26 protein-coding genes and 1 riboswitch are annotated in these 26,177 nt (G+C 32.0%); of the genes, 9 read left to right on the forward strand and 17 right to left on the reverse strand.

What is annotated here, in order from left to right; translation table 11 throughout:
* Positions 1-40 precede the first annotated feature (40 nt).
* From LQ682_RS01550 to LQ682_RS01560, 3 genes are all read right to left on the reverse strand, one after another.
* Entirely contained in the window at positions 41-1,018 is a 978-nt protein-coding gene (locus tag LQ682_RS01550; protein ID WP_064211626.1) for an alpha-ketoacid dehydrogenase subunit beta, read from the reverse strand.
* 3 nt (positions 1,019-1,021) lie between these two features.
* Positions 1,022-2,134 carry a pyruvate dehydrogenase (acetyl-transferring) E1 component subunit alpha gene (pdhA, locus tag LQ682_RS01555; RefSeq protein WP_239723768.1) on the reverse strand — a complete coding sequence of 371 codons (1,113 nt, stop codon included), beginning with the start codon at positions 2,132-2,134 and terminating at the stop codon, positions 1,022-1,024.
* Positions 2,135-2,297: 163 nt separating this feature from the next.
* The gene (locus tag LQ682_RS01560; protein ID WP_064204120.1) at positions 2,298-2,930 is read right to left on the reverse strand and encodes a YkyA family protein; all 633 of its coding nucleotides are present in this window, start codon (positions 2,928-2,930) and stop codon (positions 2,298-2,300) included.
* 120 nt (positions 2,931-3,050) lie between these two features.
* Between LQ682_RS01560 and def the strand changes: the two genes are divergently transcribed.
* Positions 3,051-3,605, forward strand: coding sequence for a peptide deformylase (gene def, locus LQ682_RS01565; RefSeq protein ID WP_064204134.1), 555 nt, complete (start codon positions 3,051-3,053; stop codon positions 3,603-3,605).
* A 68-nt stretch (positions 3,606-3,673) separates the two neighbouring features.
* On the opposite strand, the gene LQ682_RS01570 is transcribed toward def, so the two are convergent.
* Positions 3,674-3,946 carry a hypothetical protein gene (locus LQ682_RS01570; protein ID WP_064204121.1) on the reverse strand — a complete coding sequence of 91 codons (273 nt, stop codon included), beginning with the start codon at positions 3,944-3,946 and terminating at the stop codon, positions 3,674-3,676.
* A 12-nt stretch (positions 3,947-3,958) separates the two neighbouring features.
* A complete protein-coding gene (locus tag LQ682_RS01575; protein ID WP_064204122.1) occupies positions 3,959-4,738 on the reverse strand; it encodes a Cof-type HAD-IIB family hydrolase in 780 nt (259 codons plus the stop codon).
* 232 nt (positions 4,739-4,970) lie between these two features.
* On the opposite strand from LQ682_RS01575, the gene LQ682_RS01580 reads away from it, so the two are divergent.
* Both LQ682_RS01580 and rnjA read left to right on the forward strand, forming a co-directional pair.
* Positions 4,971-5,183 (forward strand): DNA-dependent RNA polymerase subunit epsilon, encoded by a 213-nt coding sequence (locus LQ682_RS01580; RefSeq protein ID WP_064204123.1) that lies wholly within the window; start codon positions 4,971-4,973, stop codon positions 5,181-5,183.
* Complete coding sequence (gene rnjA / locus LQ682_RS01585; protein ID WP_064204124.1) at positions 5,184-6,857, forward strand: ribonuclease J1; 1,674 nt, start codon at positions 5,184-5,186, stop codon at positions 6,855-6,857.
* Between the two features lie 417 nt (positions 6,858-7,274).
* Here the strand turns inward: rnjA and LQ682_RS01590 are convergent, their stop codons facing one another.
* Genes LQ682_RS01590 through LQ682_RS01600 form a run of 3 tightly spaced genes read right to left on the reverse strand, consistent with a single transcriptional unit; the run spans position 7,275 to position 10,326 of the window.
* Entirely contained in the window at positions 7,275-7,937 is a 663-nt protein-coding gene (locus LQ682_RS01590) for a potassium channel family protein (protein WP_016999685.1), read from the reverse strand.
* A gap of 26 nt (positions 7,938-7,963) precedes the next feature.
* Positions 7,964-8,980 (reverse strand): cytochrome d ubiquinol oxidase subunit II, encoded by a 1,017-nt coding sequence (locus LQ682_RS01595; protein WP_016999684.1) that lies wholly within the window; start codon positions 8,978-8,980, stop codon positions 7,964-7,966.
* Complete coding sequence (locus LQ682_RS01600; protein ID WP_016999683.1) at positions 8,980-10,326, reverse strand: cytochrome ubiquinol oxidase subunit I; 1,347 nt, start codon at positions 10,324-10,326, stop codon at positions 8,980-8,982. Before LQ682_RS01600 ends, LQ682_RS01595 begins: the two co-directional genes overlap by 1 nt.
* Positions 10,327-10,510: 184 nt before the next feature.
* Between LQ682_RS01600 and LQ682_RS01605 the strand changes: the two genes are divergently transcribed.
* Both LQ682_RS01605 and LQ682_RS01610 read left to right on the forward strand, forming a co-directional pair.
* Positions 10,511-10,744, forward strand: coding sequence for a glutaredoxin family protein (locus LQ682_RS01605; protein ID WP_135031799.1), 234 nt, complete (start codon positions 10,511-10,513; stop codon positions 10,742-10,744).
* The gene (locus LQ682_RS01610) at positions 10,741-11,502 is read left to right on the forward strand and encodes a metallophosphoesterase (protein ID WP_239723769.1); all 762 of its coding nucleotides are present in this window, start codon (positions 10,741-10,743) and stop codon (positions 11,500-11,502) included. Before LQ682_RS01605 ends, LQ682_RS01610 begins: the two co-directional genes overlap by 4 nt.
* 68 nt (positions 11,503-11,570) lie before the next feature.
* On the opposite strand, the gene ptsP is transcribed toward LQ682_RS01610, so the two are convergent.
* The 7 genes from ptsP to auxA form a co-directional block, all read right to left on the reverse strand.
* Entirely contained in the window at positions 11,571-13,283 is a 1,713-nt protein-coding gene (gene ptsP, locus LQ682_RS01615; RefSeq protein WP_016999680.1) for a phosphoenolpyruvate--protein phosphotransferase, read from the reverse strand.
* Complete coding sequence (locus tag LQ682_RS01620) at positions 13,283-13,549, reverse strand: phosphocarrier protein HPr (protein ID WP_016999679.1); 267 nt, start codon at positions 13,547-13,549, stop codon at positions 13,283-13,285. The genes ptsP and LQ682_RS01620 overlap by 1 nt, the downstream gene beginning before the upstream one ends.
* A gap of 134 nt (positions 13,550-13,683) precedes the next feature.
* Positions 13,684-14,601: a pseudouridine-5'-phosphate glycosidase gene (locus tag LQ682_RS01625; protein ID WP_016999678.1), complete on the reverse strand. Its 918-nt coding sequence runs from the start codon at positions 14,599-14,601 to the stop codon at positions 13,684-13,686.
* Entirely contained in the window at positions 14,601-15,692 is a 1,092-nt protein-coding gene (locus LQ682_RS01630; protein ID WP_064204126.1) for a carbohydrate kinase, read from the reverse strand. Before LQ682_RS01630 ends, LQ682_RS01625 begins: the two co-directional genes overlap by 1 nt.
* 163 nt (positions 15,693-15,855) lie before the next feature.
* Complete coding sequence (locus tag LQ682_RS01635; RefSeq protein ID WP_064211306.1) at positions 15,856-16,395, reverse strand: DUF697 domain-containing protein; 540 nt, start codon at positions 16,393-16,395, stop codon at positions 15,856-15,858.
* A gap of 69 nt (positions 16,396-16,464) precedes the next feature.
* A complete protein-coding gene (locus tag LQ682_RS01640) occupies positions 16,465-17,637 on the reverse strand; it encodes a class I SAM-dependent rRNA methyltransferase (protein WP_239723770.1) in 1,173 nt (390 codons plus the stop codon).
* Between the two features lie 875 nt (positions 17,638-18,512).
* The gene (gene auxA, locus LQ682_RS01645) at positions 18,513-19,811 is read right to left on the reverse strand and encodes a lipoteichoic acid stability factor AuxA (RefSeq protein ID WP_016999674.1); all 1,299 of its coding nucleotides are present in this window, start codon (positions 19,809-19,811) and stop codon (positions 18,513-18,515) included.
* A gap of 147 nt (positions 19,812-19,958) precedes the next feature.
* Here auxA and LQ682_RS14120 point away from each other — a divergent pair, with 147 nt between their 5' ends.
* The 4 genes from LQ682_RS14120 (at position 19,959) to LQ682_RS01660 (ending at position 23,326) form a co-directional block, all read left to right on the forward strand.
* Complete coding sequence (locus LQ682_RS14120) at positions 19,959-20,084, forward strand: hypothetical protein (RefSeq protein WP_016999673.1); 126 nt, start codon at positions 19,959-19,961, stop codon at positions 20,082-20,084.
* 274 nt (positions 20,085-20,358) lie between these two features.
* A riboswitch (TPP riboswitch) is annotated at positions 20,359-20,462 on the forward strand.
* A gap of 92 nt (positions 20,463-20,554) precedes the next feature.
* Positions 20,555-21,130, forward strand: a complete 576-nt coding sequence (locus LQ682_RS01650; protein ID WP_064205035.1) for an ECF transporter S component — start codon at positions 20,555-20,557, stop codon at positions 21,128-21,130.
* Positions 21,131-21,141: 11 nt separating this feature from the next.
* Positions 21,142-22,545 (forward strand): ABC transporter ATP-binding protein, encoded by a 1,404-nt coding sequence (locus LQ682_RS01655; protein ID WP_194200880.1) that lies wholly within the window; start codon positions 21,142-21,144, stop codon positions 22,543-22,545.
* Positions 22,535-23,326, forward strand: coding sequence for an energy-coupling factor transporter transmembrane component T family protein (locus LQ682_RS01660; protein ID WP_064205037.1), 792 nt, complete (start codon positions 22,535-22,537; stop codon positions 23,324-23,326). The genes LQ682_RS01655 and LQ682_RS01660 overlap by 11 nt, the downstream gene beginning before the upstream one ends.
* A gap of 110 nt (positions 23,327-23,436) precedes the next feature.
* Here the strand turns inward: LQ682_RS01660 and purD are convergent, their stop codons facing one another.
* A complete protein-coding gene (gene purD / locus LQ682_RS01665; RefSeq protein WP_064205033.1) occupies positions 23,437-24,687 on the reverse strand; it encodes a phosphoribosylamine--glycine ligase in 1,251 nt (416 codons plus the stop codon).
* An 11-nt stretch (positions 24,688-24,698) separates the two neighbouring features.
* Entirely contained in the window at positions 24,699-26,177 is a 1,479-nt protein-coding gene (gene purH, locus LQ682_RS01670) for a bifunctional phosphoribosylaminoimidazolecarboxamide formyltransferase/IMP cyclohydrolase (RefSeq protein WP_239723771.1), read from the reverse strand.

The following is a 26,177-nucleotide window of genomic DNA, read 5'->3' on the forward strand; positions in this document are numbered from 1 at the left end:
TTTTTTCCTCCTAAATATAAATCTGTATTTTTAGTACAAATTAAAATTCTAATGTTTCTTTAGCTTGTGCTACGATATCTTTTTTGTTTGGTAACCAAACACCTTCAGCTTGTGTGAATGGGTAAATAGTATCAGGAGCTGCTACACGTGCAATTGGAGCCTCTAATGATAGAACTGCTCTTTCAGAAATCTCAGCAACTACAGTAGCACCAACGCCAGCTTGTTTTTGAGCTTCTTGAACGATGATTACACGGTTAGTTTTTTCAACTGATTTTACGATTGTTTCAACATCGATAGGTTGAACAGTGATTAAGTCGATTACTTCTACTGAATAACCGTCTTTTTCTAAATCTTCTGCTGCTTTAAGAGATTCTTGAACCATTGCACCGTAAGTAACAATAGTTAAATCTGTACCTTCACGTTTTACTTTCGCTTTACCGATTTCTACTTCGTACTCTTCTTCAGGTACTTCTTCACGGAATGAACGATATAATTTCATGTGTTCTAAGTAAACGACAGGGTCGTCACTACGAATAGCTGAAATTAATAATCCTTTAGCATCATATGGGTTTGAAGGAATGATTACTTTCAAACCTGGTGATTGTGCCATTAAACCTTCTAAGTTATCTGCGTGTAATTCTGGAGTGTGAACACCTCCACCGAATGGCGCGCGGATAGTTACAGGTGCAGCTTTTGAATCACCTGAACGGAAACGGTGACGTGCAATTTGTCCAGCGATTGAGTCCATAACCTCAAATACGAAACCAAAGAATTGGATTTCCATGACAGGACGGTAACCTTCAAGCGTTAAACCTAAAGCTAAACCACCAATACCTGATTCTGCTAGTGGTGTATCAAATACACGATCTTCGCCGAATTCTTTTTGTAAACCTTCTGTAGCACGGAATACTCCGCCGTTTACACCAACGTCTTCACCGAATAATAAAACATCTTCGTCTCTTTTTAATTCGTTTTGAAGCGCATTGTTAATCGCTTGAATCATTGTCATTTGTGCCATGACTTACTTCGACTCCTTCTCTTTGTAAATTTCATATTGTTCAGCCAAGTTTTGAGGCATTTCATCGTACATAATTTCCATTAAATCAGTAACTTTTTGTTTAGGCGTATTATCTGCCTCTTTAATAGCTGTTTTAATTTCTTCTTTTGCTTTTTCCATTACTTCGTTTTCTTTTTCTTCAGACCATAAGTTTTTAGCTTCAAGATATTTTCTGAAACGTACTAATGGATCTTTCTTTTCCCAATCTGAATCTTCATCAGATGTTCTGTAACGTGTTGGATCGTCACCAGCCATTGTATGTGGACCATAACGATAAGTTAATGTTTCGATTAATGTTGGACCTTCACCTTTAACAGCACGTTCACGCGCTTCTTTAGTGATTGCATAAACTGCTAAAGCATCCATTCCGTCTACTAATACGCCTGGAATACCAACTGACACTGATTTTTGAGCTAATGTCTTAGCTGCTGTTTGTTTATCACGTGGAGTTGAAATCGCGTAGTTGTTATTTTGAATTACAAAGATAGCAGGTGCTTTATAAGCAGATGCGAAGTTAATACCTTCATAGAAGTCACCTTGTGATGAACCACCGTCACCAGTATATGTGATTGCTACATTTTTCTTCCCGCGTTTTTTAAGACCTAATGCTACACCAGCTGTTTGAATAAACTGAGCACCGATGATGATTTGTGGACTTAATGCGTTCACACCTTCTGGGAATTGGTTACCAATAAAGTGTCCACGTGAGAATAAGAACGCTTTAGTTAATGGTAAACCATGCCAGATTAATTGAGGTACATCACGGTAACCTGGAAGTACATAGTCTTCTTTCTCTAATGCATAATGTGAAGCTAATTGAGAAGCTTCTTGTCCTGCTGTTGGTGCATAGAAACCTAAACGACCTTGTCTATTTAAAGAAATAGAACGTTGGTCAAGGACACGAGTCCATACCATTCTTTCCATTAATTCAACTAGTTCTTCGTCAGATAAGTCCGGTAATAAGTCATTATTTACGACATTTCCTTCTTCATCTAAAACTTGAACCATTTCAAACTTAGACTCTATTTCATTTAAAGTCGCTACTGCATCGAATTGGGCTTTTTTTCTCGGAGCCATTCAATTCACCATACCTTTCCCTATATTAAATAATCATTTCTTAATTAGTTTAACACAAAACTGTTTTACTGTTAAATAAAAAATACTTACATAATAAAAAGCCTTTGATTCAAGGCTTTTATACGTCTGTATTACAACATCATAACAACTGTACTAATACATATCAATTATTTAAAATCTGTGCTACATCTTGTTTTTCTTGTTGAACTTTTTTTAATTGATTTTGATAATCTGTAACAACTTTTTCTGTTTTTTTATTTTCTTCAGTTAATTTTTCCGAACGTTCATCTGCACCTTGTTGTGTTGCTTTATCTTTCGATAAATAACCGAATAATTCTTTTTCTGCTTTTAGAACACCTTTATATCCTTTTATTACTTCTTCATGTGTTTTATATTTTTTATCTAAGATATTTTTTAAATCTTTAGCTTCTTTTATCTGTTCATCGTCTTCTATCGCTTTATAGTCTTTTTCGGATGTTTCAAATATCTCTTTTGAATCTTTCATTGCTTTATCTTCTTTATCGATTATCGCTTCACGATCATCAACGCTTTTTGTAATTTCTTCAGCAATAGACTTAAATTCATCACCTTTAGCTTTATTTAATTTTTCAATTTTAGCTACTTTTTCTTTTTCTGCTTTTGTCATTTCTTCATTTAAATCTACGATGACCTTCTCTTTTTTATTTGCTTTTTCTATTTTTTTGTAAAATGATTCTAATGAATCTGTTGATTGACCACAAGCTGTTAATAACATAGTGGCTGTTAAAGTTAATGCGCCGATTTTCTTGCCAATCATATGTATTTCCTCCTTACTAATCTATGTTTATGTTACTCTGTTTTTTTTATTTATACAATTAATATTAGATGTAAATACGATGAATTTTTGATATATTTTATATGAGGAAGGTGCATGAAAATGATAACTATGGAAAATATTATACGTGACGGCCACGAAACACTTAGAAAAAAAGCCGATGAAGTAGCAATACCTGTATCTAAAGAGGATCAAGAAACTTTAAACGAAATGTTAGAATTCCTTAAAAATTCTCAAGATGAAGAACTAGCAAAAAAATATGGACTTCGCTCTGGAGTTGGTCTTGCAGCTCCTCAAATAAATGTTTCTAAAAAAATGTTAGCCGTTTATATCCAAGATGATGGAAAAGGAAATAAACTTGAACTTCAACTCATTAACCCTAAAATTGTGAGCCATAGTGTTCAAAAAGCATATTTAAACGGCGGTGAAGGTTGTTTAAGTGTTGACGAATCTATACCAGGATTAGTGCACAGAAACTTTAAAGTGACGATAGAAGCTTTTGATATTGAAGGCAATCCATTCAAAAAAAGGTTTAAAGGATATCCAGCAATTGTCCTACAACATGAAATTGACCATTTGAATGGCATAATGTTCTATGACTATATTAATGAAGAAGATCCATTTAAAGTGGTAGACGATGCTGTAGAAATTAATTAACAATACAAAAAGAGAGTCTGGGACAATTATTTATGCCCCAGACTCTTTTTCATAGTTTTAAATTATAGTTACATAAATTCATCTCTACGTTCTATAAATTTAATATTTTCTTCTCTTAATGATTTTTGAATTAATTCTAATTCATCTAGATTCAACCACTCTGGATCTTTATTATGTCGAATGTAGTGTGGATCTTGTTTTACATTATTTACTGTTTCATCATAATTATAAATCATAACAACTTCATTTTGGCGAATATTAAATTCAATACCTTTAAAATGTTTATCTGATCTATTTTTTTCAGCTTTTACAGTTTTTATAATACGTTCAACTTTATCCATAACATTCACTTCCTATTCATCTATCAATCCTAATTTCACACATGCATCGTATATGCCATTCTCGTCTACACTTTTAGTTTCATAATCACAAACTTCTTTTAAAGCGTCTACAGCATTTCCCATAGCTACTCCACAACCAACTTCAGTTAACATTTCAACATCGTTCGGTCCATCGCCAAACGCTACGACTTCATTTAATGAAAATCCTAACTCTTTACTCAACTCTTTAATGCCTTCTGCTTTAGAACGATTGTTAGGTACAACGTCTCTGCTTAAAGTATGCCATCTATAAAACTTTAAAGATTCAAATTGGTTATCATATTTATAATCTTCATCAGCAGTATGGAATATAAGCGCTTGATATACTGGATGATCTAAATAATATGTATTGTGATATTGTGGATAATCCATTTTCAAAGTACCTAAGCTTTCTGAAATATGAAGATTGTTTTCTTCACTTGCGTATACGTTTGTGTCTCCAAAGAAAACTAAAGGATGATTATTTTTGTGTGCTTTTTCAACGATTTGTGTTAATTCTTCCTTATTCAATGGATATTTACCTATTACTTCTCCATCATGAACAACAATTTGTCCATTTAATGAAACAAACGTTTGAATATCAGTTTCTTCAATTACGTGCTTAAACATGTAAGGTGCGCGTCCAGTAGCAATTCCAACTATGTGACCTTTTTCTTTTAATTTTTTTATTGCGGTTATTGTTGATTGAGGTATTTCTTTATTTTCATCATAAATTGTACCATCTATATCTAGAAATATTAATTTCTTTTCCAACTATCATCGCCTCCTCCGTTCTATTCTAGTCCATTCTGAGTATATATGAAAGATTTAGTTAAATAACTTTATTTATATCTAATTATCATGTAAAATGAACTTATTAAAAAGGTATTTATATATTTAATTTAAATACCTCTCAAAATGAACGGGACTCAAATTTCAAAAATTGACTAACCCTAGCCTTAAACTAGGGCTTTATTTATGTTAATCAACTAGGAGGATTATATATATGGCAATATTTAAAGTATTTTATCAAGAAGACAAAAGTGAAGTTATTGTACGTGAAAGTACACAAACTAAGTATTTCGAAGGACAAACAGAAGAACAAGTGAGACGTTATTTATCAGATCGTAATTATAATATCGAATTTGTCCAAAAATTAGAGGGCGCTCATTTAGATTATGAACAAAAATCAGAACATTTTAATGTGGAGAAAATCTAAATGAAACCCATCCAAAAAAATGAAGTAGGTGTATATGCACTGGGAGGACTCGGTGAAATAGGTAAAAACACGTACGCCCTCGAATATCAAGATGAAATAATCGTAATAGATGCTGGTATTAAGTTCCCAGATGACGATTTGCTTGGTATCGATTACGTGATACCTGATTATACTTACTTAATACAAAACAAACATAAAGTAAAAGCTTTATTCATTACACATGGACACGAAGACCATATTGGTGGCGTCCCTTATCTACTTAAACAATTTAATGTTCCCATATACAGTGGACCATTAGCTTTAGGTTTAATTAGAAATAAATTAGAAGAACATCATTTACTAAAAACTGCACAACTCAATGAAATAACTGAAGACTCTGTGTTTGAATTTAAACACTTTAAAATCTCATTTTATTTAACAACACATAGTATACCTGAAGCATACGGTATTATAGCTGATACACCTCAAGGTAAAATTGTTCATACTGGTGACTTCAAATTTGATTTCACACCTGTTGGACAACCAGCAAATATTGCTAAAATGGCTCAATTAGGTGAAGAAGGCGTACTTTGTTTACTTTCAGATTCTACTAACTCTGAAGTTCCTAACTTTACACTAAGTGAAAAAGAAGTTGGACAAAATGTAGATGAGATTTTCCGTAAATGTACAGGAAGAATTATTTTTGCGACTTTCGCATCAAATATATATCGTGTACAACAAGCTGTTGAAGCTGCCGTTAAATACAATCGTAAAATTGTAGTATTCGGTCGTTCAATGGAGAACAACATTAAAATTGGTACTGATTTAGGATATATTAAAGTACCACCTGAAACATTTATTGAACCTAATAAAATCAATACTGTGCCTAAGCATGAAATATTAATTTTATGTACAGGTTCTCAAGGTGAACCAATGGCTGCTTTATCTAGAATAGCTAATGGCACACATAGACAAATCAGTATTATACCAGATGATACAGTAGTATTTAGTTCTTCCCCTATTCCAGGTAATACAAAGAGTGTTAACAGAACAATAAACGCGCTTTATAAAGCTGGAGCAGATGTTATCCATGGTAAGTTGTCGAATATTCATACATCTGGACACGGTTCTCAAGATGAACAAAAATTAATGCTTCGTTTAATTAAGCCGAAATATTTCATGCCGATTCATGGTGAATATAGAATGCTTAAGAAACACAGTGAAACAGGTGTTAACTGTGGCGTTGATCCTGATAATATATTTGTATATGAAATCGGTGATGTATTAGCACTTACGAAAGATTCTGCACGATACGCAGGACGCATACCTTCTGGAAGTGTGTTCGTAGATGGAAGCGGAATTGGAGATATAGGCAACGTTGTTATAAAAGACCGTAAAGTATTATCAGAAGAAGGTTTAGTAATTGTAGTTGTAAGCATTGACTTTAAGACAAAGCAATTGCTTTCCGGTCCTGATATTATATCTCGTGGTTTTGTATACATGAGAGAATCTGGTCATTTAATTTATGATGCACAACGATTAATTAAAAAGTCAGTAATTGAGAAATTAAATAATAATGATAAAGTTGAATGGCATCATGTTAAAGCAACAATAACAGAAGCGTTACAACCGTATTTATACGAAAAAACTGCTCGTAAACCAATGATTTTACCAATCATTATGAAAATCAAATAATAGAGAATAGGATATAACTCCTTTTCTCAAGTCAAACACCGCAATCCGTTGATTTCTCTTTCGGATTGCGGTGTTTGTTTATTTCGTTTTAAAAAGTATATAGTCTTCTATTTTTGTTATAACTAACAAAGATTTGAGTACATAAAATTAAATCATAGAAAATATCGCGCTAACAGGCTTATTTATAATCACTAGCTCATTAGAGTAATGTATCATATGTGTTTAGGGTAAAATTTAAAAATAAGAGCCTAGGACAATTATTTATGTCCTAGGCTCTTATTTTTGTATTGGCAGTAGATGACTGGTATGAAAATGCGCTTATAACAAGCTTTTTTCATACCTAGTCACCCTTGCCGGGGTGGGACTACGAAATCTTTTTAATAAAATGAGATTTCTGTCCCACTCCCTTATTTTGTATTATTCATTTACTAATTTCTTTTCAAAACGATTTAAATCATTGTCGTGTCCGATAACAATTAAAATATCATTAAATTCAATACTTTCATTTGGATCTGGTGCTACAATAATGTCTTTACCTCTTTTTACAGCTATTATATTAATGCCGTAATTAGCTCGGACATCCAATTCCAGTATAGAATTACCTGCAAGCTTTTCTCCTGCTTTTATTTCAACAATTGAATATTCATCCGATAACTCTAAATAATCTAATACAGATGCGCTTGCAACGTTATGTGCAATTCTTCTACCCATATCTCTTTCTGGATGTACTACGGTATCTGCACCAATTTTATTCAAAATTTTCGCATGATAATCATTTTGAGCTTTAGCTGTTACTTTCTTTACGCCCAACTCTTTAAGAATTAACGTTGTTAAAGTACTTGCCTGTATATTCTCACCTATCGCTACAATGACATGATCAAAGTTACGTATACCTAAACTTTTCATAACCGCTTCGTCAGTTGTATCTGCTATAACAGCATGTGTGGCAATATCACTAAATTCATTCACTCTAGCTTCATCTGAGTCAATGGCCATTACATCCATATCTAGCGCGTTTAATTCTCTAACAATACTACCACCAAAACGCCCTAAGCCAATTACTACATATTCTTTACTCATGATACGCCTCCATACTTATCCTGAAATTATTTTTTACCTTTAACGTAATCTGCATCAAAGATAAACAATCTTAATAATAATATAAGCGATGGAACTAGTAAAAGTAAACCTAAAATAAATGCTATGACTAACATAAGCGCCATTTGTTCATTTACGACAGCTTTATCAATATTAATATATGGTTCAAGTATATAAGGTAATTTACTTAAGCCGTATCCAAAGAATGCTGTTCCGAATTGTAACAGAATCATCGTAAATGCAAAACCATGCGCTTTTTTAAGATATATCAATACTACAGCAATAATGAAGAATACCATACTTAAAGCAAACAACCACCAATAATTTTCAATCGCATTGGTAAAATGTCTTTCATTATGTTGTCTTAATGATAAGAAAACAAACTGACAAATAATAATCATTGGAAGTGCCCAAATTAAGAACCATTGTCTTAATAAATGATAAGCTTCAGTATCTTTAGCTTTATTAGCATAGTACGTTAAGAAACCTGATGAGATATAGAGTACTGAGATAATAGCTAAGAACACTACTGCCCAAGCATAAGGACTTAATAATAGTGTCATCCATTCTAAGTGAACACCACTTGATGTTTCTTTAATATATCCACCTTCAGCAATTGTTAAAATTGTCGATAATGATGCCGGAATAAGCAAACCAGTAGCACCATACAAGAACAACCATGATAATTTACTATCTTGTCCGTAGTTTTCAAATGCGTAGAAACTACCACGAATTGTTAATAATATTAGAGCTATACTTCCTGGTATCAATAATGTTGAACCAAAGTAGTAAGCTGAATCTGGGAAGAATCCAACGATTCCTACAAAGAAGAATACGAAGAATACATTTGTAACTTCCCAAACAGGGTTTAAATATCTGGAGATCAATCCATTTATAATATGATCTTGTTTAGTTAATTTCGCATGGAAAGAAAAGAATCCTGCGCCGAAATCAATTGCACCGATAACAATGTAGCCATATAAGAAGAGCCAAAGTACTGTGACACCTATGTGTTGATAATCCATTATACTTCACCCCTTCTTTCTATAACTTTATTTACATCATCTGTTGCTTTACTGTGACTAAACATTCTGATTAATACATAACTTGATGAAATACCGAGTACTAAATAAAGTATAGCAAAAGCAATAAACACTAGACTTAAACCATCAGCGTTTGTAGCAGCTTGTGCCACTTTTAAATAGCCCCTTAAAATCCATGGTTGTCTACCCATTTCTGCTAAGAACCATCCACATTCAATCGCTAGCATTGCTAATGGTCCAGTTAGCACAGTTAAGTATAATAATGGTTTGTTAAATTGCGACCATTTTTTCGTCCATTTTAAAACAACAAACAGTGCTGATACAACAAAACAATAAACTCCAAAGAATACCATTAAGTCAAAGAAGTAATGTATAATGAGTGGTGGTGTTTCATCACTCTTAAAGTCATTTAAACCTTTCACTTCTGTATTAAAGTTATTATCAGATAAGAAACTTAAAGCACCAGGAATTTTAATAGCGCCTTTAACTTCTTGGCTCTTCTCATCCACATAACCAAATAATACTAAATCGGCCTTGGATTCACTTTCAAAGTGCCATTCCATAGCTGCTAATTTTTCAGGTTGTTCATCATGTAAAAATTTAGCTGATAAATCCCCTGCAAGCATTGATAATAAACTCGCAACCAAACCAACTATCATTGTTAATTTAAGTGCTTTTTTATGATATTCTCTATCATCGATGAATTTATTTTTAATAAGTCTATAAGCTGCTATACTTGCTAAAATAAATGCGGCAGTCATAAACGCTGTTGCTACAACGTGAAATGAACGTACTCCAAATGAAGCGTTAAACATAGCTGCAACTGGATCAATATTCATCAATTTACCGTTGATAAAATCAAATCCTCCAGGCGTATTCATGAAAGAGTTCACTGATGTAATGAAAAACGCTGAGAATGTACCACCTATAATAACTGGTAAGTTAATTAAAAAGTGTGTCCATCTTCCTTTAAATCTATCCCAAGTGTACAAATAAATACTTAAGAAAATTGCTTCAAAGAAAAATGCAAATGTTTCCATAAATAATGGAAGGGCAATAACTTGTCCACCTAACTGCATAAATGATGGCCATAATAATGATAATTGTAGCCCGATAATTGTTCCCGTAACTACACCGACTGCTACAGTTATTGTGTAACCTTTTGACCATCGTTTAGCCATTGCAATATACATAGGATTATTTTTCTTAATCCCTATGAATTCTGCGATAGCAAACATTAGCGGTATACCTACACCTATCGTTGCAAATATAATATGAAAACCTAATGTCATTGCAGTTAGTAAACGACTTACAACTACTGCATCCATAATATTCCTCCATTCAACGTATGTGATTTATATCACAATTTAAATTCATTATACAACAAATTATTACTTAATAAAATCTAAAAGTTTTAACAAATCGTGACAAATTCATGTCATCATTATGCTAATCCGTTGAATAAGCTAACAAATCATTATAATATGACTATATAAAGTAGAGGTGAATTCAATGAAAAATGTCATAATTTATACACAAGATCAATGCCCACCTTGTCAATTTGTAAAACAGTACTTTGATCAAAATGAAATTGACTATACAGAAAAAAATATTAAAAACTCAAAATTCAAATCAGAACTTATCGACTTAGATAGTTTTTCGACTCCAACTGTTTTAATTGATGATAAAGTATTCTACCAAGTAGATATTGAATCATTTAATAAAGCACTAGGTATAACACAATGAAAATAAATTTCCCTTCTTCTGATATAGTAACGCTCAAGCACACATTTTACACTGAACTCAAATCTAACTTAAAAATTGTCCATATAACAGATTTGCATATTGGTTATTACTCTGGCTTAGAATCATTACACCAACTTGTGATCAAAATTAATAATATGCAACCTGATATCATATGTTTAACTGGTGATTGCTTTGATGATATCGGCAAAATTAAATTTGACCCTTATCTAGTTATACCTTTATTCATAACCCTTAAATCAAAATATGGCAAATTTTTTGTTCCAGGAAACCATGACTATGGTTCCAATAGTATCAGTACTGTTATAAAAATCATGAAACTTTCAGGGTTTAATGTTTTATTAAATGAAACACAAGTAGTCAAAACCTGTGCTGGCAATCTTTCTATTTACGGCATTGATGATTTATGTTTCGGTCAACCAAATTTTAGTAACTCATTTTTTGACAAAGATGATTATATTGATTTTAGAGTTTGCTTAATGCATGAACCTGATAAAGTTCGATTACTCAACCCAAATATAAATCTCGTTTTATCTGGCCACACCCATGGTGGACAAATACGACTTCCTGTATTCGGTGCGTTGCATACACCTGCACTCGGTAAGAAATACAAGCAAGGTTTATATCAAATTAGACATAGGCAATATCTTTATGTTAATAAAGGGATTGGTATGACTAGGTTACCGATTAGAGTATTTTGCAATCCTGAAATTGCTATATTTTATTTAAAAGGAAAATAATTTTTATAAAAAAGAGGGATTTCTTAATAATTAAGAAATCCCTCTTTATATATAAAATTAAACTCAATTTATGCTAATTCATTAACTAATTCTACAACTTCTTCAGAAGTCGCACAGTTAATAGCTCGATTAGCTAATTCTTGCATTTCTTTTTGGTCTAATTCTTTTATTTGTTTTCTAGCTTTTAAGATACTTGTTGCGCTCATAGAGAACTCATCTAGACCTAATCCAAGTAATAATGGAACAGCTGTGTTATCGCCAGCCATTTCACCACACATACCAGTCCATTTACCTTCTTTATGTGAAGCTTCAATTACTTGCTTAATTAAGCGAAGAATTGCAGGGTTATATGGTTGGTATAAATACGAAACGCGTTCTGACATACGGTCAGCAGCCATAGTATATTGAATTAAATCATTAGTTCCGATACTAAAGAAATCTACTTCTTTAGCAAAGATGTCAGCTAATGCTGCAGTTGCTGGTATTTCTACCATGATACCTACTTCGATATCATCATCAACTTTAACACCTTCAGAAACTAATTTTTCTTTCTCTTCAAGTAAGATTGCTTTAGCATCTCTGAATTCTTGGATAGTTGCAATCATTGGGAACATGATGTTTAACTTTCCATATTCAGATGCACGTAATAATGCTCTTAATTGTGTTCTAAAGATATCTGTTTGATCTAAACATAGGCGAATAGCTCTGTATCCTAAGAATGGATTCATTTCTTTAGGCAAGTTTAAATAAGATAATTCTTTATCTCCACCAATGTCTAAAGTACGTACGACAACACGTTTGCCATCCATTTCTTTTAATACTTTGCTATATGCTTCAAATTGTTCATCTTCTGAAGGCATATTGTCTCTTCCCATGTATAAGAATTCAGTACGATATAAGCCGATACCTTGTGCACCGTTATTTTTAACACCTTCTAAATCATTCGGTGTTCCAATATTAGCAGCAAGTTCAACATGAACACCATCTTTAGAAACTGAATCATCATTTACTAGCTTAGCAAGCTCTTGTTTTTCAGCAAAAAAGTCTTTTTGCTTTTGTTCATAAGCAAGAACTTCATCTTCGCTAGGATCAATGATTACGTCTCCAGTTAATCCGTCAATGATTAAGCTATCACCATGTTTAACACGGTCAGTTATATCTTTTGTACCTACTACTGCAGGTATTTCTAAAGAACGACTCATAATTGCAGAGTGTGAAGTTCTTCCACCAATATTTGTAGCAAAACCTTTAACAAACTCTTTGTTAAGTTGTGCTGTATCAGATGGTGTTAAATCTTCCCCTACAATAATAACGCTTTCATTAATCATACTAGGATTTGGTAATTCTACTCCTAAAATATGAGCTAATATACGTTTAGATACGTCTCGTATATCTGCAGCGCGCTCTTTCATGTACTCATTATCCATATTTTCAAAAATACTAATGAAATTATTAGATACTTCTTGTAATGCAGTTGGAGCGTTCACTTTATTATTGCGTATATTTTCTTCAATTGGATTTAATAACTCTGGATCTTCTAACACTAATAAATGTGCATCGAAAATTGCAGCTTTATCAGCACCAAGTTGCTTTTCAGCATTATTACGAATTTGAGTTAGTTCAACTTTTGATTGATTCACAGCAGCTTTAAACTTTTCAACTTCGCCGTCTACATCGCTGATATTTTCACTTGAAAATGATAAATCAGGTTCAACTAGTAAATAAGCTTTACTAATAGCTACACCATCAGATGCAGCTATACCTTTTAATATTTCAGACATTATTTTGTTAAACCTTCTTTAGATAATACGTCTGTAATAGCTTCGATCGCTTCTTTCTCATCACTACCCTCAGCGTAGATAGTAATTTCAGCGTCTTTACCAACACCAAGGCTCATTACACCCATGATTGATTTTAAGTTAACTTTTTTAGCGTTATATTCTAATTGAACATCTGAATCAAATTTAGATGCAGTTTGAACTAACATAGTAGCTGGTCTTGCATGAATACCCGTTTCGTCAATAATTACGTAAGATTTTTGTTCCATTTTATTGTCTCCTTCTAAAGCCATTATTTAATTTGTATAAAATCAAATTTTATCTATACGAATAAAGAATATCAAAAAAATAGATACAATTCAATCAAATTACATAAGTATGCAACATTTTGGTGCATTTATTATTAATCTGACAAGTTTGCATATTCAACTGCAATTTGTGTACCAATTTTTGCATTATGATAAACCAGTTTAATATTCGTTTCTAAAGATTTACCTTCAGATTGTTTAACAATTTCTCCTAATAAGAATGGCGTTGAGTCTTTACCATGAATACCTTGTTCTTCTGCTTTTTTAACTGCATTATCAATGATTCCATTAATAAATGATGGTTCTAATTGATCTTCTTCTGGTACCGGATTTGCTATAACAATGCCTGAATCTAAGCCTAAATCCCATTGAACTTCAGCTAATTTAGCAATTGTTTTTACATCATCAATTCTCGTGTTTAATTTCAATCCACTTTCACGAGTAAAGAATGCTGGTAATTCATCTGTTTGATAACCAACTACAGGTACACCTTTAGTTTCTAAGTACTCTAAAGTTTTATCTAAGTCTAAGATAGATTTAGCACCTGCACAAACTACTGCTACTTTCGTTTTTGATAGTTCATCTAAGTCAGCTGAAATATCCATCGTTTGTTCAGCACCTTTATGAACCCCACCAATACCACCTGTTACGAAGAATTGGATGTCAGCTAATTGTGCACAAATCATAGTTGAAGCAACAGTCGTTGCACCAATTCTCTTAGTTGCAAGTATTTCAGCAATGTCTCTTCTTGATACTTTTGCTACGTCATCAGCACTTGCTAGTAATTCTAATTCTTCATCATTTAAACCGACTTTAATAGTGCCGTCTATAATAGCGATTGTTGCTGGTACACCGCCATTATCTCTTACAATTTGTTCAACCTTTTTAGCCATGTCCACGTTTTGAGGATAAGGCATGCCGTGTGAAATAATTGTAGATTCTAAAGCAATAATTGCTTTACCTTCCTTTTTAGCTTGTTCTACTTCTTCTGAAAATTGAATATAGTTTTCCATTATAATTCCTCCATGTCTTTTATAAGTTGTTTCTCATGTAAATCTTGTCTAACTGTAAATGGTGTTTGAATAGTTTTTGCTGCATTTGCTTTAGCAAGTTTAACAATTTGTTCTATGTCATAGGACTTAAGCCAACCGTAAATCAAAGCTGATGTAAATGCATCTCCTGCCCCAGTTACATCTACTACTTGTTTAACTGGTGTTACACTAAATTCTAAAATACCTTCCTGTCCTTCATAAAAGATTTGTTCTTTACCAGAAGTGACAATGATATTTTTTGCACCTTGTTTGCTAATTTCAGAAATATAAGATTTTAACTGTTCATCAGTTTCTGCTTTTTTACCAACATAAGCTTCTACTTCATCTTTATTCATAATAATCCAATCTACTGCATGTAAATTATGTGGTAAATGGTTCATTTTCGGCCCTGAAACAGCAATGATGATAAGTTTGATACCTTTCTTTTCAGCATAAGCACATAGAAATTCTAATGTTTCTCTCGGACAATTTAAATCAACAATCATACATTTAGCTTTATTAAGCAAATATGTGTTTTTTATCATAAATTCAGGTGTGATTTTATCATATACAGACATATCAGCTAGACCTAAAGTCATGTCGCCATTTTGATCTAACAAAGCTGTATAACTACCTGTTGCTTCACTCGAAATATTTTCAACGTAATCAACATTCATAAATGGAGATGACAAATCAGAAATATGTTGCCATTCTGCATCATTTCCAGCAGTTGTTAACAACAATACGTCTTCACCTATACGTCCTAGATTTTCAGCGACGTTTCTTGCAACACCACCTATTGACGTTTCTGATGTTACAGGATTAGAAGTACCTTGAATTAATTGCTCAGTAATATGGAATTTACGATCAATGTTAGCGCCACCTATACAAACAATTGGATTTTGTTCGTTTAAGACGTAAGCTTTCCCTTGAACATATTCCTTCTTAACTAAGCCAGAAATGATATTTGCAACTGCTGGCCTTGATAAGCCAACTTTCTCTGACAATTCTTGTTGAGAAATAAACGGGTTTTCTTTGATTAAATTTAAAATTAATCTTTCATTCTCGTTCAAAATTTTCACCTCACAAACATTTGTTTGTTTTACAAACTTTAGTTCACAATTAGAATTATAAACCGTTTTCATTCATAATGCAAACGTTAACTTAAATGTAATTTATTTTACAAAAAAAGACTGCCAACTCGTCTTAAAGACTTGTTGACAGTCACAGGATAAATTATGATGGACGTAAAAAATCATTTATGACTTTCTCACATTTTTTAATGTGATCTTCGCCCATTTTTTTCATTAAATAGTAACTTATTGAACCCGCTACTGCTTGTCCAACAAGAGGTACCCATCTAGATTGCTTCGCAGCTTCTCTTTTTACAACCGATTTAAAAAATACTTTAACCATAGCATTCGTTACTTTTTGACCTATGAATTGACTACCTTTCATAGCTGCTGAAGTTAAAACTTTTTGTTTTAAATCATCTTGCATTTTATTGACTTGCTTATGGCTCAATCCGTAAATCTTATTAATATCTTCTATGATGTCTCCCATTAATTTTATATCCATACCTACGCCTAAACCAGGTATCGGCACAACATTAGCGGCAGATGACATTAATGATTTTTTTTGAACGAGATCTTGAGCTCTTTTTCTTCGTTCCAATAATTCAGTTTCTGTTGTTGGTAATTCAGAACGTTTTTTTATTTCTTCAATACCTAACGCTTTATTTCCAGCTTTTGAAGTGATTTTGTTTATAATTCCCATTTTAATCATTCTCCTCACAGTTCATTATTAATTTAATGAATAGTAAAATATACCCTTTTTTCGAAGAATTTAACCATTTATCTGTACAAAAACAACTTTCAAGTACTTACTTGGTTTATAATGAGGGTGCGTTTTGAAGTCTTTAGGTAACCCCATCACATCGGAAATTGTATAATCTAGCTCTAATGAATCCAACGTTTGATTTATCATTTTTTTAAATGCTTTTTGCGGAAACGCACTTGAATTTGTACTTAATACTAAAGTACCTGTTTCATTAAGTAATGAAGCAGCACCTTCAATTAGTTCAGGATAGTTTTTTTGTACACTAAAAGTCTTTTTCTTATTACGAGCAAAACTTGGTGGATCAATGACAATAACATCATAGCTTAAACCATGTCTTAAAGCGTATTTAAAGTAATCAAAAACATCCATAATAAATATATGGTTATTATTTAAATTCATGGCGTTTAATCCAAAGTTTCCTTCAGTTAATGTTCTAGCTCGATTTGCCAAATCAACACTTGTTGTACTTTTAGCATTTTCACTTGCTGCAACTGAAAATGCACCAGTGTAACTAAATAAGTTCAGTATATCTTTATCTTCGCTATAATGGTCGCGTATTTTTTTTCGTACTTCTTTTTGATCTAGGAAAATACCAGTCATTGGTCCGTCATCTAAATTCACATTATAAAATAGATGATTCTCTTCAATTACATAAGGAAATTCTGGCGCGTCACCTTCTACGAAATCAGAAGATGTTTCCATTCCTTTAAATCTCCTTTTTTCAAAAATAGATTTATATTCGAAAACTTCTTGAATAGCTGGCAAAATTCTATCTTTCAAACGATAAATACCGACTGAGTACCATTGTAATAACAAATGCCCATCGTAGTTATCAATTGTTAATCCACCAATTCCGTCACCTTCAGCATTAAATAACCTATAAGCATTAATGCCATCTACATTTTCAAAATATTCACGTTCTTGAATTGCTTGTTTAAATAACTTAACGAAAAACTTGTGGTCTATTTTTTCAGTGGAATCTAAAGATAATACCCAACCTATACCTTTGTTTTGCTCACCATAATAAGCAGTAGCGATAAAGTTTTTCCCAGCATCTACTAAAGCTACTAATTCACCTTCATCCATACTTGGCATTTCAAAAATGTCATCTTTGTCGACTAATGGATATCCTCTAAAATATTTATCTTCTTTACCATTTTTAAGCATAATTTGTTTCATTGTTTTTGGCCATCCTTTCGAAATGTCTCACATATTATAACGTAAAATAGCCAAAGACACCAAAAAAACAGAGTATCCCCCTTTAGAATACTCTGTTAACCGAATTTTATTAATCAAAATTTCCCCCAGAAAGTTTTGATCCCCTTGTATGTAAACGCTTACTAAATTTAGTATAAATCATTAGATTATTCCGTGCAATACATTTTTAGAATTAATTCTATAAAAATATTTACTTATTACAACTTCTCTTATATAAATTTCTAATAATGTACCAATTGATAATCTATAAAATACTTTGTCTTCCAAATTGTTAATCCAATAAAAGGTGCTGTACTTGGATTATTGTCGGAGTAAATCCAACAAAAGGTGTTCTACTTGGATTATTGAGGTGGTTAATCCAATAAAGGTGTGTCTACTTGGATTATTGAGGTGGTTAATCCAATAAAAGGTGCTCTACTTGGATTATTGAAGGAGTTAATCCAACAAAAGGCGCTCTACTTGGATTATTGTCGGAGTTAATCCAACAAAAGGCGCTCTACTTGGATTATTGAAGGAGTTAATCCAACAAAGGGGTGTCTAATTGGATTATTGATGTATTTAATCCAACAAAGGGGTGTCTAATTGGATTATTGTCGGAGTTAATCCAATAAAAGGTGGTCTACTTGGATTATTGATGTATTTAATCCAACAAAGGGGTGTCTAGTTGGATTATTGATGTAGTTAATCCAATAAAAGGTGCTCTACTTGGATTATTGTCGGAGTAAATCCAACAACAATATCATCAACTCTTGTTTTTTGACCAATCTCATCCAAAAAAGAGCTAAGGATTTGTATCCCCAGCTCTTTTATATTATTAGGACTTTAAGCCCTTCAAATTAAAATGATTTTTTCAAATGAATGATAAATGCTGGTGTAACAAATAGCATTAATAAAAATGATATCGGTGTAATAAATACGGAAAATTGTGATGTTTGAAGTGCCGATACAAAGAATGTAGTTGCAATTTCAAAGAACAATGCTGATATCACAAATAATTTTCCGAAATTATGTGTATTTTTAACATTAGTTGTATAGTTAAAGTATGCATATAGTATAATTAATAACATCATTATAAATAATGTTACCCATTCAAATACATATTGAATTTGAGATAGACTCCATTCACCTGATAAGAATAAGCCATTTCTATTGTTAAATTCTATAATCGTAAATAAGAAAAGTACGAATGTACAAATCCATTCTATATAACTTTTTTTCAACCATTTTGGTCTTCTCATCCATTTAGGTATATCTTCATCTTCAATTTTTATGATTTCTTTCCATTTTTCATTTCGTTTTCTTCTTTTTTCTTTTACCTCTTCAGAATTAAACTTATCCAAAGTAACTTGCTTCATATCTTCTAATTTGCTGTATAAAGCTTGTGACATAGTAAATATTTTTCTAGTTAATCGATTATTTTTAACTCTTGAATAACGTTCTTCATTTACAGTTTCAATGTCTTCTTCACTAATTGGTAATGATCGTCTCAAATAAAGACTCGTCCATACAGACATCTGACTAAAACACCATAATAAAATAAAGAACAAATTCACACTCATTACATCGAGCGGTTTAACGCTTTTTGTATCAATATTATGATTCATAGCGAATTGTGAAATAAAATAGCACATTCCGTATGAAATGATAATCCATAAGTAATGTTTTTTTCGATGTAATGGATTAAGTTCACTTTTATATACAACATAGCCTACATGTATGGCAAATGGGATAATAAATAAAAATGAAGCATAGCTATAAACTTGGAACATTGTCATTAAAATAATAATCATGAATATAATCGTTAAAACTATATAAAATATAGATATATCATAATCATAATTTGTTGTTCTTCTTAATGTACGTGCTATTAACAATACAAAGATGCCGAACAACAAGATAATTATTGCCGAAATGACTGGAAAACCACCTATATAGTGATTTAAAATTCTTACTAACTCATCAAAAAAAGCTACAAAAAAGTCCCAAATATTACGAATATGGATATTAGCAGAGTCTTTAATATTATAATCTTTAATACGTGGTGCATTAAATAATATCAGTAGGCCCGTTATGATAATGAATATACCTATAATCCGGCTAAAATGAACTTCCCAGCTTTTTTTCTTAATAGACATGTTCTTCACCTCATTGAACATTATAATTGTTTCATTTTCAAATGTCTTTAAATAAATCGAAAATCAGCCCCAAGAAGTATAAATAAGTTTAAAAGTCAGTACTACCTGGGTATATAATAATATCATACATTTTAAGGGAGTGTTATTATGAGTAATAACGATAAACATAAAGAAGAAGCAGAAAAAGCTAAGAAAAAAGAACAAGAAAACAAAAAAGATAACGATAAAGGACAAGATGAAACAAAAGACAACATTCAAGACACTTTTGAATAAATATATCTTATCTTAAATTTCAACGCTTGAGAGGCTGGGACATAAATACATGTCTCAGCCTCTTTCATTATAATGGTAGTAGCTGAAATGCACTTATATCAAGCTTTTTTAACCCTAGTAATCTTTGCCGGAGTGGGACTACGAAATCTTTTTAATAAAATGAGATTTCTGTCCTACTCCCTCATTCTTATTATATTTTTGAATAATATGGTGTTACAAAATGTTCTTATTGACAAAAGATTTAATAAGACTTATCGTAGTGTTAACAAATCAATAAATGCACTAGGGGCGTTTTAAACTGAGACAGACCTGAAAAAGTCTGAACCCTTTGTACCTGATCTAGATTATACTAGCGTAGGAAAGTGTTCGTGAATCTTATAATATTCATTTTTATAATGATAACAATATTTTTATGCGCTTCTATCTAGATATAGAAGTGCATTTTTTTATATAAAAAAGGAGAATTAGTTATGGCAAAAAGATTAACTTTATCTGATATTTTAGTAACTGTATTAATAGGTGCTGTATTTGCGATTATTTATAAATTTTTATGGTTACCGTATGAAGTTTTAAAACCACTTGGTCTCCATTTAGAGCAATCTATTTATGGTTTTTGGTTTATTGCAGCTATTATCACTTATTTGATTATTCAAAAACCTGGTGTAGCATTATTAGCAGAATTTGCAGCGGGTGCTGGCGAAACAATAGTTATGGGACAATTTGATATTCCTACTTTTGTATATGCCTTACTTCAAGGCTTAGCTTGTGAAATTGTATTTTTAGCTGTTCGATATAAATCGAGAAAGTTATCTGTCGCTATTATAGCTGGAGCTTTGGCTGGTATCATTACTTTACCCGTTGATTGGTTTTATAATTATTTAGGCGATGTTGCAACTTGGAATATTATATTAATGTTCAGCATAAGAATACTGAGCGGAGCTATATTAGGTGGCGCGCTTGGATACGCTATTGTACGAGCACTTGATCGAACTGGTGTTACTAAATTATTCAGACCTTCTTCTAAAAAAGATTACGACTTATTATAGGAGCTATAAAATTGTTATCACTTAAAAATCTTAGACTTAAATATCCAGATGATGAACGTATCATTTTTAAAAATTTAAATATTACTATAAATGATAGAGAGAAAGTTTTATTACTTGGTCCGAGTGGTTCAGGTAAAAGTACCCTATTAAATGTATTAAGTGGCATCATTCCTAGGTCTGTAGATATACCTATGAAAGTTGATGAAAAGCATATTGACCCTTTCCCAGGTGTTATATTTCAAGATCCTGACACACAATTTTGTATGCCTAAAATTAAAGAAGAGTTGGCTTTTGTATTAGAAAATATGAAAGTTGAGCCTAACCGAATGGATTCACTTATATCAAAAGCTATGCAAGAAGTTAACTTAGAGGCAGATCCATCTAAAAAACTTAGCCAACTTAGCGGTGGAATGAAACAGAAATTAGCTATTGCTTCTATTTTATTGCAAAAAACTGATACTTTATTTTTAGATGAACCAACTGCAATGTTAGATACATCTTCTACTTATCAACTTTGGGATTTACTCATGCAACATTGGGAAAATCAAACAGTTGTAATTGTTGAGCATAAAGTTGATTATATATGGAATTATGTAGACAGAGTCATTGTCATGAATGATAAAGGGCAAATTACGCATGACAGTACACCTGACGACATATTAAATAACCATACTGACGTATTAAATGAATATGGTGTTTGGCATCCTAATTCATGGGATTATGCACCTAAATCACTTTCTATTAACCATAAATACGAACCTTTATTAAATATAAGTAATCTAGAAATATTACGTCATCGTAAAAAGTTATTTAAAGTAAACGATTTATCTATAAACAAAGGTGAATTAATAGTGTTAACAGGGGCTAATGGAACTGGAAAGACTACTTTTTTAGAAACCTTAATGCAACTTATTAAATATGAAGGAAATATTTATTACAAAGATAAACGTCTAAAAAAAATAAAAGATGCATCTAAACACATGTATTTTGTATATCAAAATCCAGAATTACAATTTATTGAAATGTCTGTTTATGATGAAATTTCGATTAATTTTTCACATCAAAATAAAGAAACAGCACAAGCAAAAACTGAAGAGATGTTGAAATTATTAAGATTAGAACATGTAAAAGCACAACATCCATTCGAACTTTCAATTGGACAGAAAAAAAGATTAAGCGTGGCTACAGCATTAAGCACGCAATCTGAAATCATATTACTAGATGAACCGACATTTGGTTTAGACAGCCATAACACTTTTGAACTGATTAAGTTATTTAAACAGAGAGTTGCAGATGGGCAAACAATTATCATGATTACACATGAAAATGAAATCATAAATCGTTACGCGACCAGAATATTGAACATTCAAAACCGTGAATTAGCCATAAGTGATGGTGATGTTTATGCTGAATAATTGGAAAAGATATTACACTTTCATCGATAACGTTAATATTTTAACTAAACTATTATTAGGTATTTCACTATTTTTCTTTGCCATTTTCATACATGATTTTGATTTCATGCTTTATTTAACACTTGTGATGTTTATATATTTAATATTTATGAGCGGTGTAAAATGGGCGCCGTTGTTAATTGTTATTGCTATTACTTTATTCTTTGGCTTTACTTCCTCGCTATTTATGATTTTTTACGGTGAAGGAAGTCATACGTTGTTTAAATTTGGTATTATCAATATTACGAGTGAAAGCTTAATGAGAGGCTTACACGTTACAATGCGTACATTGGTTATTTCCTTTTATGGAATGGTTATACCTTTCACATCACAAATTATTTATGTGTTCTATAGCTTCATGCAACATTTAAAATTAAAACCTAAAATAGCTTATGCTTTTATGGCATCTATCAGAATGATTCCTATCATGTTTACATCATTCATCCAATTAAGACAAGCATTAAAAATGCGTTATCAAGTCATTGATAAAAGTCAGCGTAAAGGACTTAAATGGATAAATCATTTACTTATACCGACATTAAGTCAAAGTATAAGAAAATCTCATAGATTAGCAGTAGCTATGGAAGCTAAAGGATTTACGAATGGTAAACGAACTTATTATTATAAAGTGCCTTTTACAATAAATGATGTGTATTTTATTATAATGTCAATTTTATTAGTTATTTTGGCGTTTTGTTTAGGGAGTTTCTTCCCTATTACAAACATTACTGATATTAGGTAACATTGCGTTATGTTTGACCATATCTTTCCCTAAAAGAACGAAATGTAGCGCAATGAAAAAGACCGATAAAATTTATGCAATCAAATAAATTTTATCGGTCTTTCATTTTATTATATTTGAGCTTTCAATGCTTTATGTCCTATATCTTTTCTATAGAATAAATTGTCGCATTTTATTTTTTCCACTTGAGCATAAGCATTTTTTTGTGCTTCTCTTATATCTTTGCCTGTTCCAATAGAAATCATAACTCTTCCACCGTTATTTTCATATTGTCCTTTTTCGTTCTTTTTCAAGGCGCTAACATAATACTGTTCTATTTGGTCTAAGCCTTCAACTATATGACCTTTTTCGTAATTAGCAGGATACCCTTTTGATGCTAATACAACGCCTACTACACTTTCATCTTTCCATTCAAGCTTGATAGGTTCTTTTTTATATGTTTTTTCTAGCAGTTCAATAAAATCTGAATCTAATTTTGTTAATAATACTTGTGCTTCAGGATCTCCAAATCTCGCATTAAATTCAATAACTTTTGGACCATCTTCTGTTAAAATTGCACCGATATATATTAACCCGAAGTATTGTATACCCTCACTTACAAGTGCTTGAGCTATAGGTTGCGCTACTTTTTGATTTGTTTCTTCGATGATTTCTTTTGAAATATGTGGAACCGGGCAGTAAGCACCCATACCTCCAGTATTAGGACCTTTATCAGCATCAAATGCACGTTTATGATCTTGAGCTATACAATCAAAAGGTACCGCAAATTCTTCATTTACAAATGTCATAACTGAAAATTCTTCGCCTTCAAGAAACTCTTCAAATACAACTTTTTCATCATCTGTTGTATATAAAGTTTCTACAGCTTGTCGAGCTTCTTCTCTAGTCAAAGCTACGATAACACCTTTACCAGCAGCCAGCCCATCCTTTTTCAATACAATTGGTATAGGACATGCTTCAACATATGTTAATGCTTTTTCTTTAGAACAAATTGTTTCATATTCAGCTGTTGGAATATTATATTTGTCCATTATTTTTTTAGCAAATTCTTTTGACCCTTCTAATTGTGCAGCTTCTTTATTAGGTCCAAATACTTTAGCATTTGTTTCACTTAAAACATCAGTTAATCCATCAATCAAAGGTTGTTCTGGGCCGATAATAACCCATTCAATATCATTATTTACCACGAACTCTTTTATCTTTTCATGATTATCTTCTTTAATATTTGAAATGACAGTTGCTACACCACTCATCGCATCATTTCCTGGAATAACAAATACCTCTTCGACTGTATTTGAAAGTTTACATTTTTGAGCTAAAACATGTTCACGACCACCTGAGCCGATTATCAGTACTTTCATTTATGAACCTCCTAATGTTTAAAGTGTCTCACGCCAGTAAATACCATACTTATGCCATATTTATTTGCCATATCAATAGATTCTTGATCTTTTATTGAACCGCCTGGTTGAATAATTGTCTTAATGCCAGCTTTTGCAGCAGTTTCAACTGAATCTCCCATTGGGAAAAAGCCATCCGAAGCTAAAGCTACATTATCATTCATTTCAATTGCTCTATCTATCGCAATTTTAGCTGATCCTACTCTATTCATCTGTCCAGCGCCGACACCGACAGTTTGATGATCATTTGCTAGAACAATCGCATTACTTTTAACTGAACGTACTACTTTCCAAGCAAGTTCTAATGCTTTCCATTGCTCTTCACTTGGTTCAACATCTGTTACTACTTTCATATCTTCTCTTTTAATAATTGCATTATCTTTATCTTGAACTAAGTATCCACCTGAAACAGAAACAAATTCTTGTTCATCTTTTGTTTCAGCCATATCGATTTCTAACAATCTAATATTTTTCTTACCTTTAAGAACTTCCAATGCTTCCTCTTCAAAATGAGGAGCGATAACCACTTCTAAGAAAATAGAATGTAGATTTTCTGCTAAAGCTTTTGTAACAGGTCTATTAAGTGCAACTATTCCACCAAATATTGATTGTGAATCCGCTTCATAAGCATATTCATATGCTTGTTCTATTGTTTCACCTACACCTACCCCACAAGGGTTCATGTGTTTAACAGCTACTGCTGTAGGTTGTTCAAACTTCTTAATCAATGATAATGTTGCGTCTGCATCTTTTATATTATTAAAACTTAATGCTTTTCCATGTAACTGTTTAGCTCCAGCTAAAGTATTAGGCTCTTGAGAAGTCTTAACAAACGTAGCATTTTGTTGTGGATTTTCTCCATATCTTAATTCTTCAGAAGCATCATTAAAGAATTCTACAATCGTATTATCATAATCATTAGTATGTTTGAAAACTTTTATCATTAATGATTGTCTGTAATTCTCATCTAATTCATTGTTCTCTATACGTCGAATCACTTCTTCATAATCATCAGGATTAACAACTGTCGTTACAAATTTGAAGTTTTTAGCAGCAGCTCTCAACATAGTTGGTCCACCAATGTCTATATTCTCAATTGCTTCTTCTTCAGTAACATTTTCTTTTTTAATTGTTTCTTTAAACGGATATAGATTAACAACGACTAAATCGATTAAGTCGATACCTTGTTCCTCTAATGCTGATAAATGTTCAGGAATAGAACGATTTGCAAGTATACCACCATGTACACCAGGGTGAAGTGTTTTTACACGACCATCCATTATTTCAGGAAAGTCTGTTAGTTCTGATACTGAGTACACTTCAACATTCGCTTCTTCTAAAGCTTTTTTAGTGCCACCAGTAGAATAGACTTTGTAGTCATTTTTAATTAAATTACGTGCAAATTCGACAATGTTCGTTTTATCTGAAACACTTAATATTGCATTTTTCAT

It is taken from the genome of Mammaliicoccus sp. A-M4, from assembly GCF_022386955.1.
GTDB lineage: Bacteria > Bacillota > Bacilli > Staphylococcales > Staphylococcaceae > Mammaliicoccus > Mammaliicoccus lentus.

What these genes read in the sequence shown, in the direction of transcription:
- LQ682_RS01560 (WP_064204120.1), bottom strand. Translation starts at nt 2,930, where the DNA reads ATGATTGGCAAGAAAATCGGCGCATTAACTTTAACAGCCACTATGTTA.
- LQ682_RS01605 (WP_135031799.1), top strand. Translation starts at nt 10,511, where the DNA reads ATGAAAAATGTCATAATTTATACACAAGATCAATGCCCACCTTGTCAA.
- LQ682_RS01595 (WP_016999684.1), bottom strand. Translation starts at nt 8,980, where the DNA reads ATGGATTATCAACACATAGGTGTCACAGTACTTTGGCTCTTCTTATAT.
- LQ682_RS01580 (WP_064204123.1), top strand. Translation starts at nt 4,971, where the DNA reads ATGGCAATATTTAAAGTATTTTATCAAGAAGACAAAAGTGAAGTTATT.
- LQ682_RS01640 (WP_239723770.1), bottom strand. Translation starts at nt 17,637, where the DNA reads ATGAAACAAATTATGCTTAAAAATGGTAAAGAAGATAAATATTTTAGA.
- LQ682_RS01620 (WP_016999679.1), bottom strand. Translation starts at nt 13,549, where the DNA reads ATGGAACAAAAATCTTACGTAATTATTGACGAAACGGGTATTCATGCA.
- LQ682_RS01600 (WP_016999683.1), bottom strand. Translation starts at nt 10,326, where the DNA reads ATGGATGCAGTAGTTGTAAGTCGTTTACTAACTGCAATGACATTAGGT.
- rnjA (WP_064204124.1), top strand. Translation starts at nt 5,184, where the DNA reads ATGAAACCCATCCAAAAAAATGAAGTAGGTGTATATGCACTGGGAGGA.
- pdhA (WP_239723768.1), bottom strand. Translation starts at nt 2,134, where the DNA reads ATGGCTCCGAGAAAAAAAGCCCAATTCGATGCAGTAGCGACTTTAAAT.
- LQ682_RS01610 (WP_239723769.1), top strand. Translation starts at nt 10,741, where the DNA reads ATGAAAATAAATTTCCCTTCTTCTGATATAGTAACGCTCAAGCACACA.
- ptsP (WP_016999680.1), bottom strand. Translation starts at nt 13,283, where the DNA reads ATGTCTGAAATATTAAAAGGTATAGCTGCATCTGATGGTGTAGCTATT.
- LQ682_RS01660 (WP_064205037.1), top strand. Translation starts at nt 22,535, where the DNA reads ATGCTGAATAATTGGAAAAGATATTACACTTTCATCGATAACGTTAAT.
- LQ682_RS01635 (WP_064211306.1), bottom strand. Translation starts at nt 16,395, where the DNA reads ATGGGAATTATAAACAAAATCACTTCAAAAGCTGGAAATAAAGCGTTA.
- LQ682_RS01570 (WP_064204121.1), bottom strand. Translation starts at nt 3,946, where the DNA reads ATGGATAAAGTTGAACGTATTATAAAAACTGTAAAAGCTGAAAAAAAT.
- purD (WP_064205033.1), bottom strand. Translation starts at nt 24,687, where the DNA reads ATGAAAGTACTGATAATCGGCTCAGGTGGTCGTGAACATGTTTTAGCT.
- LQ682_RS14120 (WP_016999673.1), top strand. Translation starts at nt 19,959, where the DNA reads ATGAGTAATAACGATAAACATAAAGAAGAAGCAGAAAAAGCTAAGAAA.
- purH (WP_239723771.1), bottom strand. Translation starts at nt 26,177, where the DNA reads ATGAAAAATGCAATATTAAGTGTTTCAGATAAAACGAACATTGTCGAA.
- LQ682_RS01590 (WP_016999685.1), bottom strand. Translation starts at nt 7,937, where the DNA reads ATGAGTAAAGAATATGTAGTAATTGGCTTAGGGCGTTTTGGTGGTAGT.
- LQ682_RS01650 (WP_064205035.1), top strand. Translation starts at nt 20,555, where the DNA reads ATGGCAAAAAGATTAACTTTATCTGATATTTTAGTAACTGTATTAATA.
- LQ682_RS01550 (WP_064211626.1), bottom strand. Translation starts at nt 1,018, where the DNA reads ATGGCACAAATGACAATGATTCAAGCGATTAACAATGCGCTTCAAAAC.
- def (WP_064204134.1), top strand. Translation starts at nt 3,051, where the DNA reads ATGATAACTATGGAAAATATTATACGTGACGGCCACGAAACACTTAGA.
- auxA (WP_016999674.1), bottom strand. Translation starts at nt 19,811, where the DNA reads ATGTCTATTAAGAAAAAAAGCTGGGAAGTTCATTTTAGCCGGATTATA.
- LQ682_RS01625 (WP_016999678.1), bottom strand. Translation starts at nt 14,601, where the DNA reads ATGGAAAACTATATTCAATTTTCAGAAGAAGTAGAACAAGCTAAAAAG.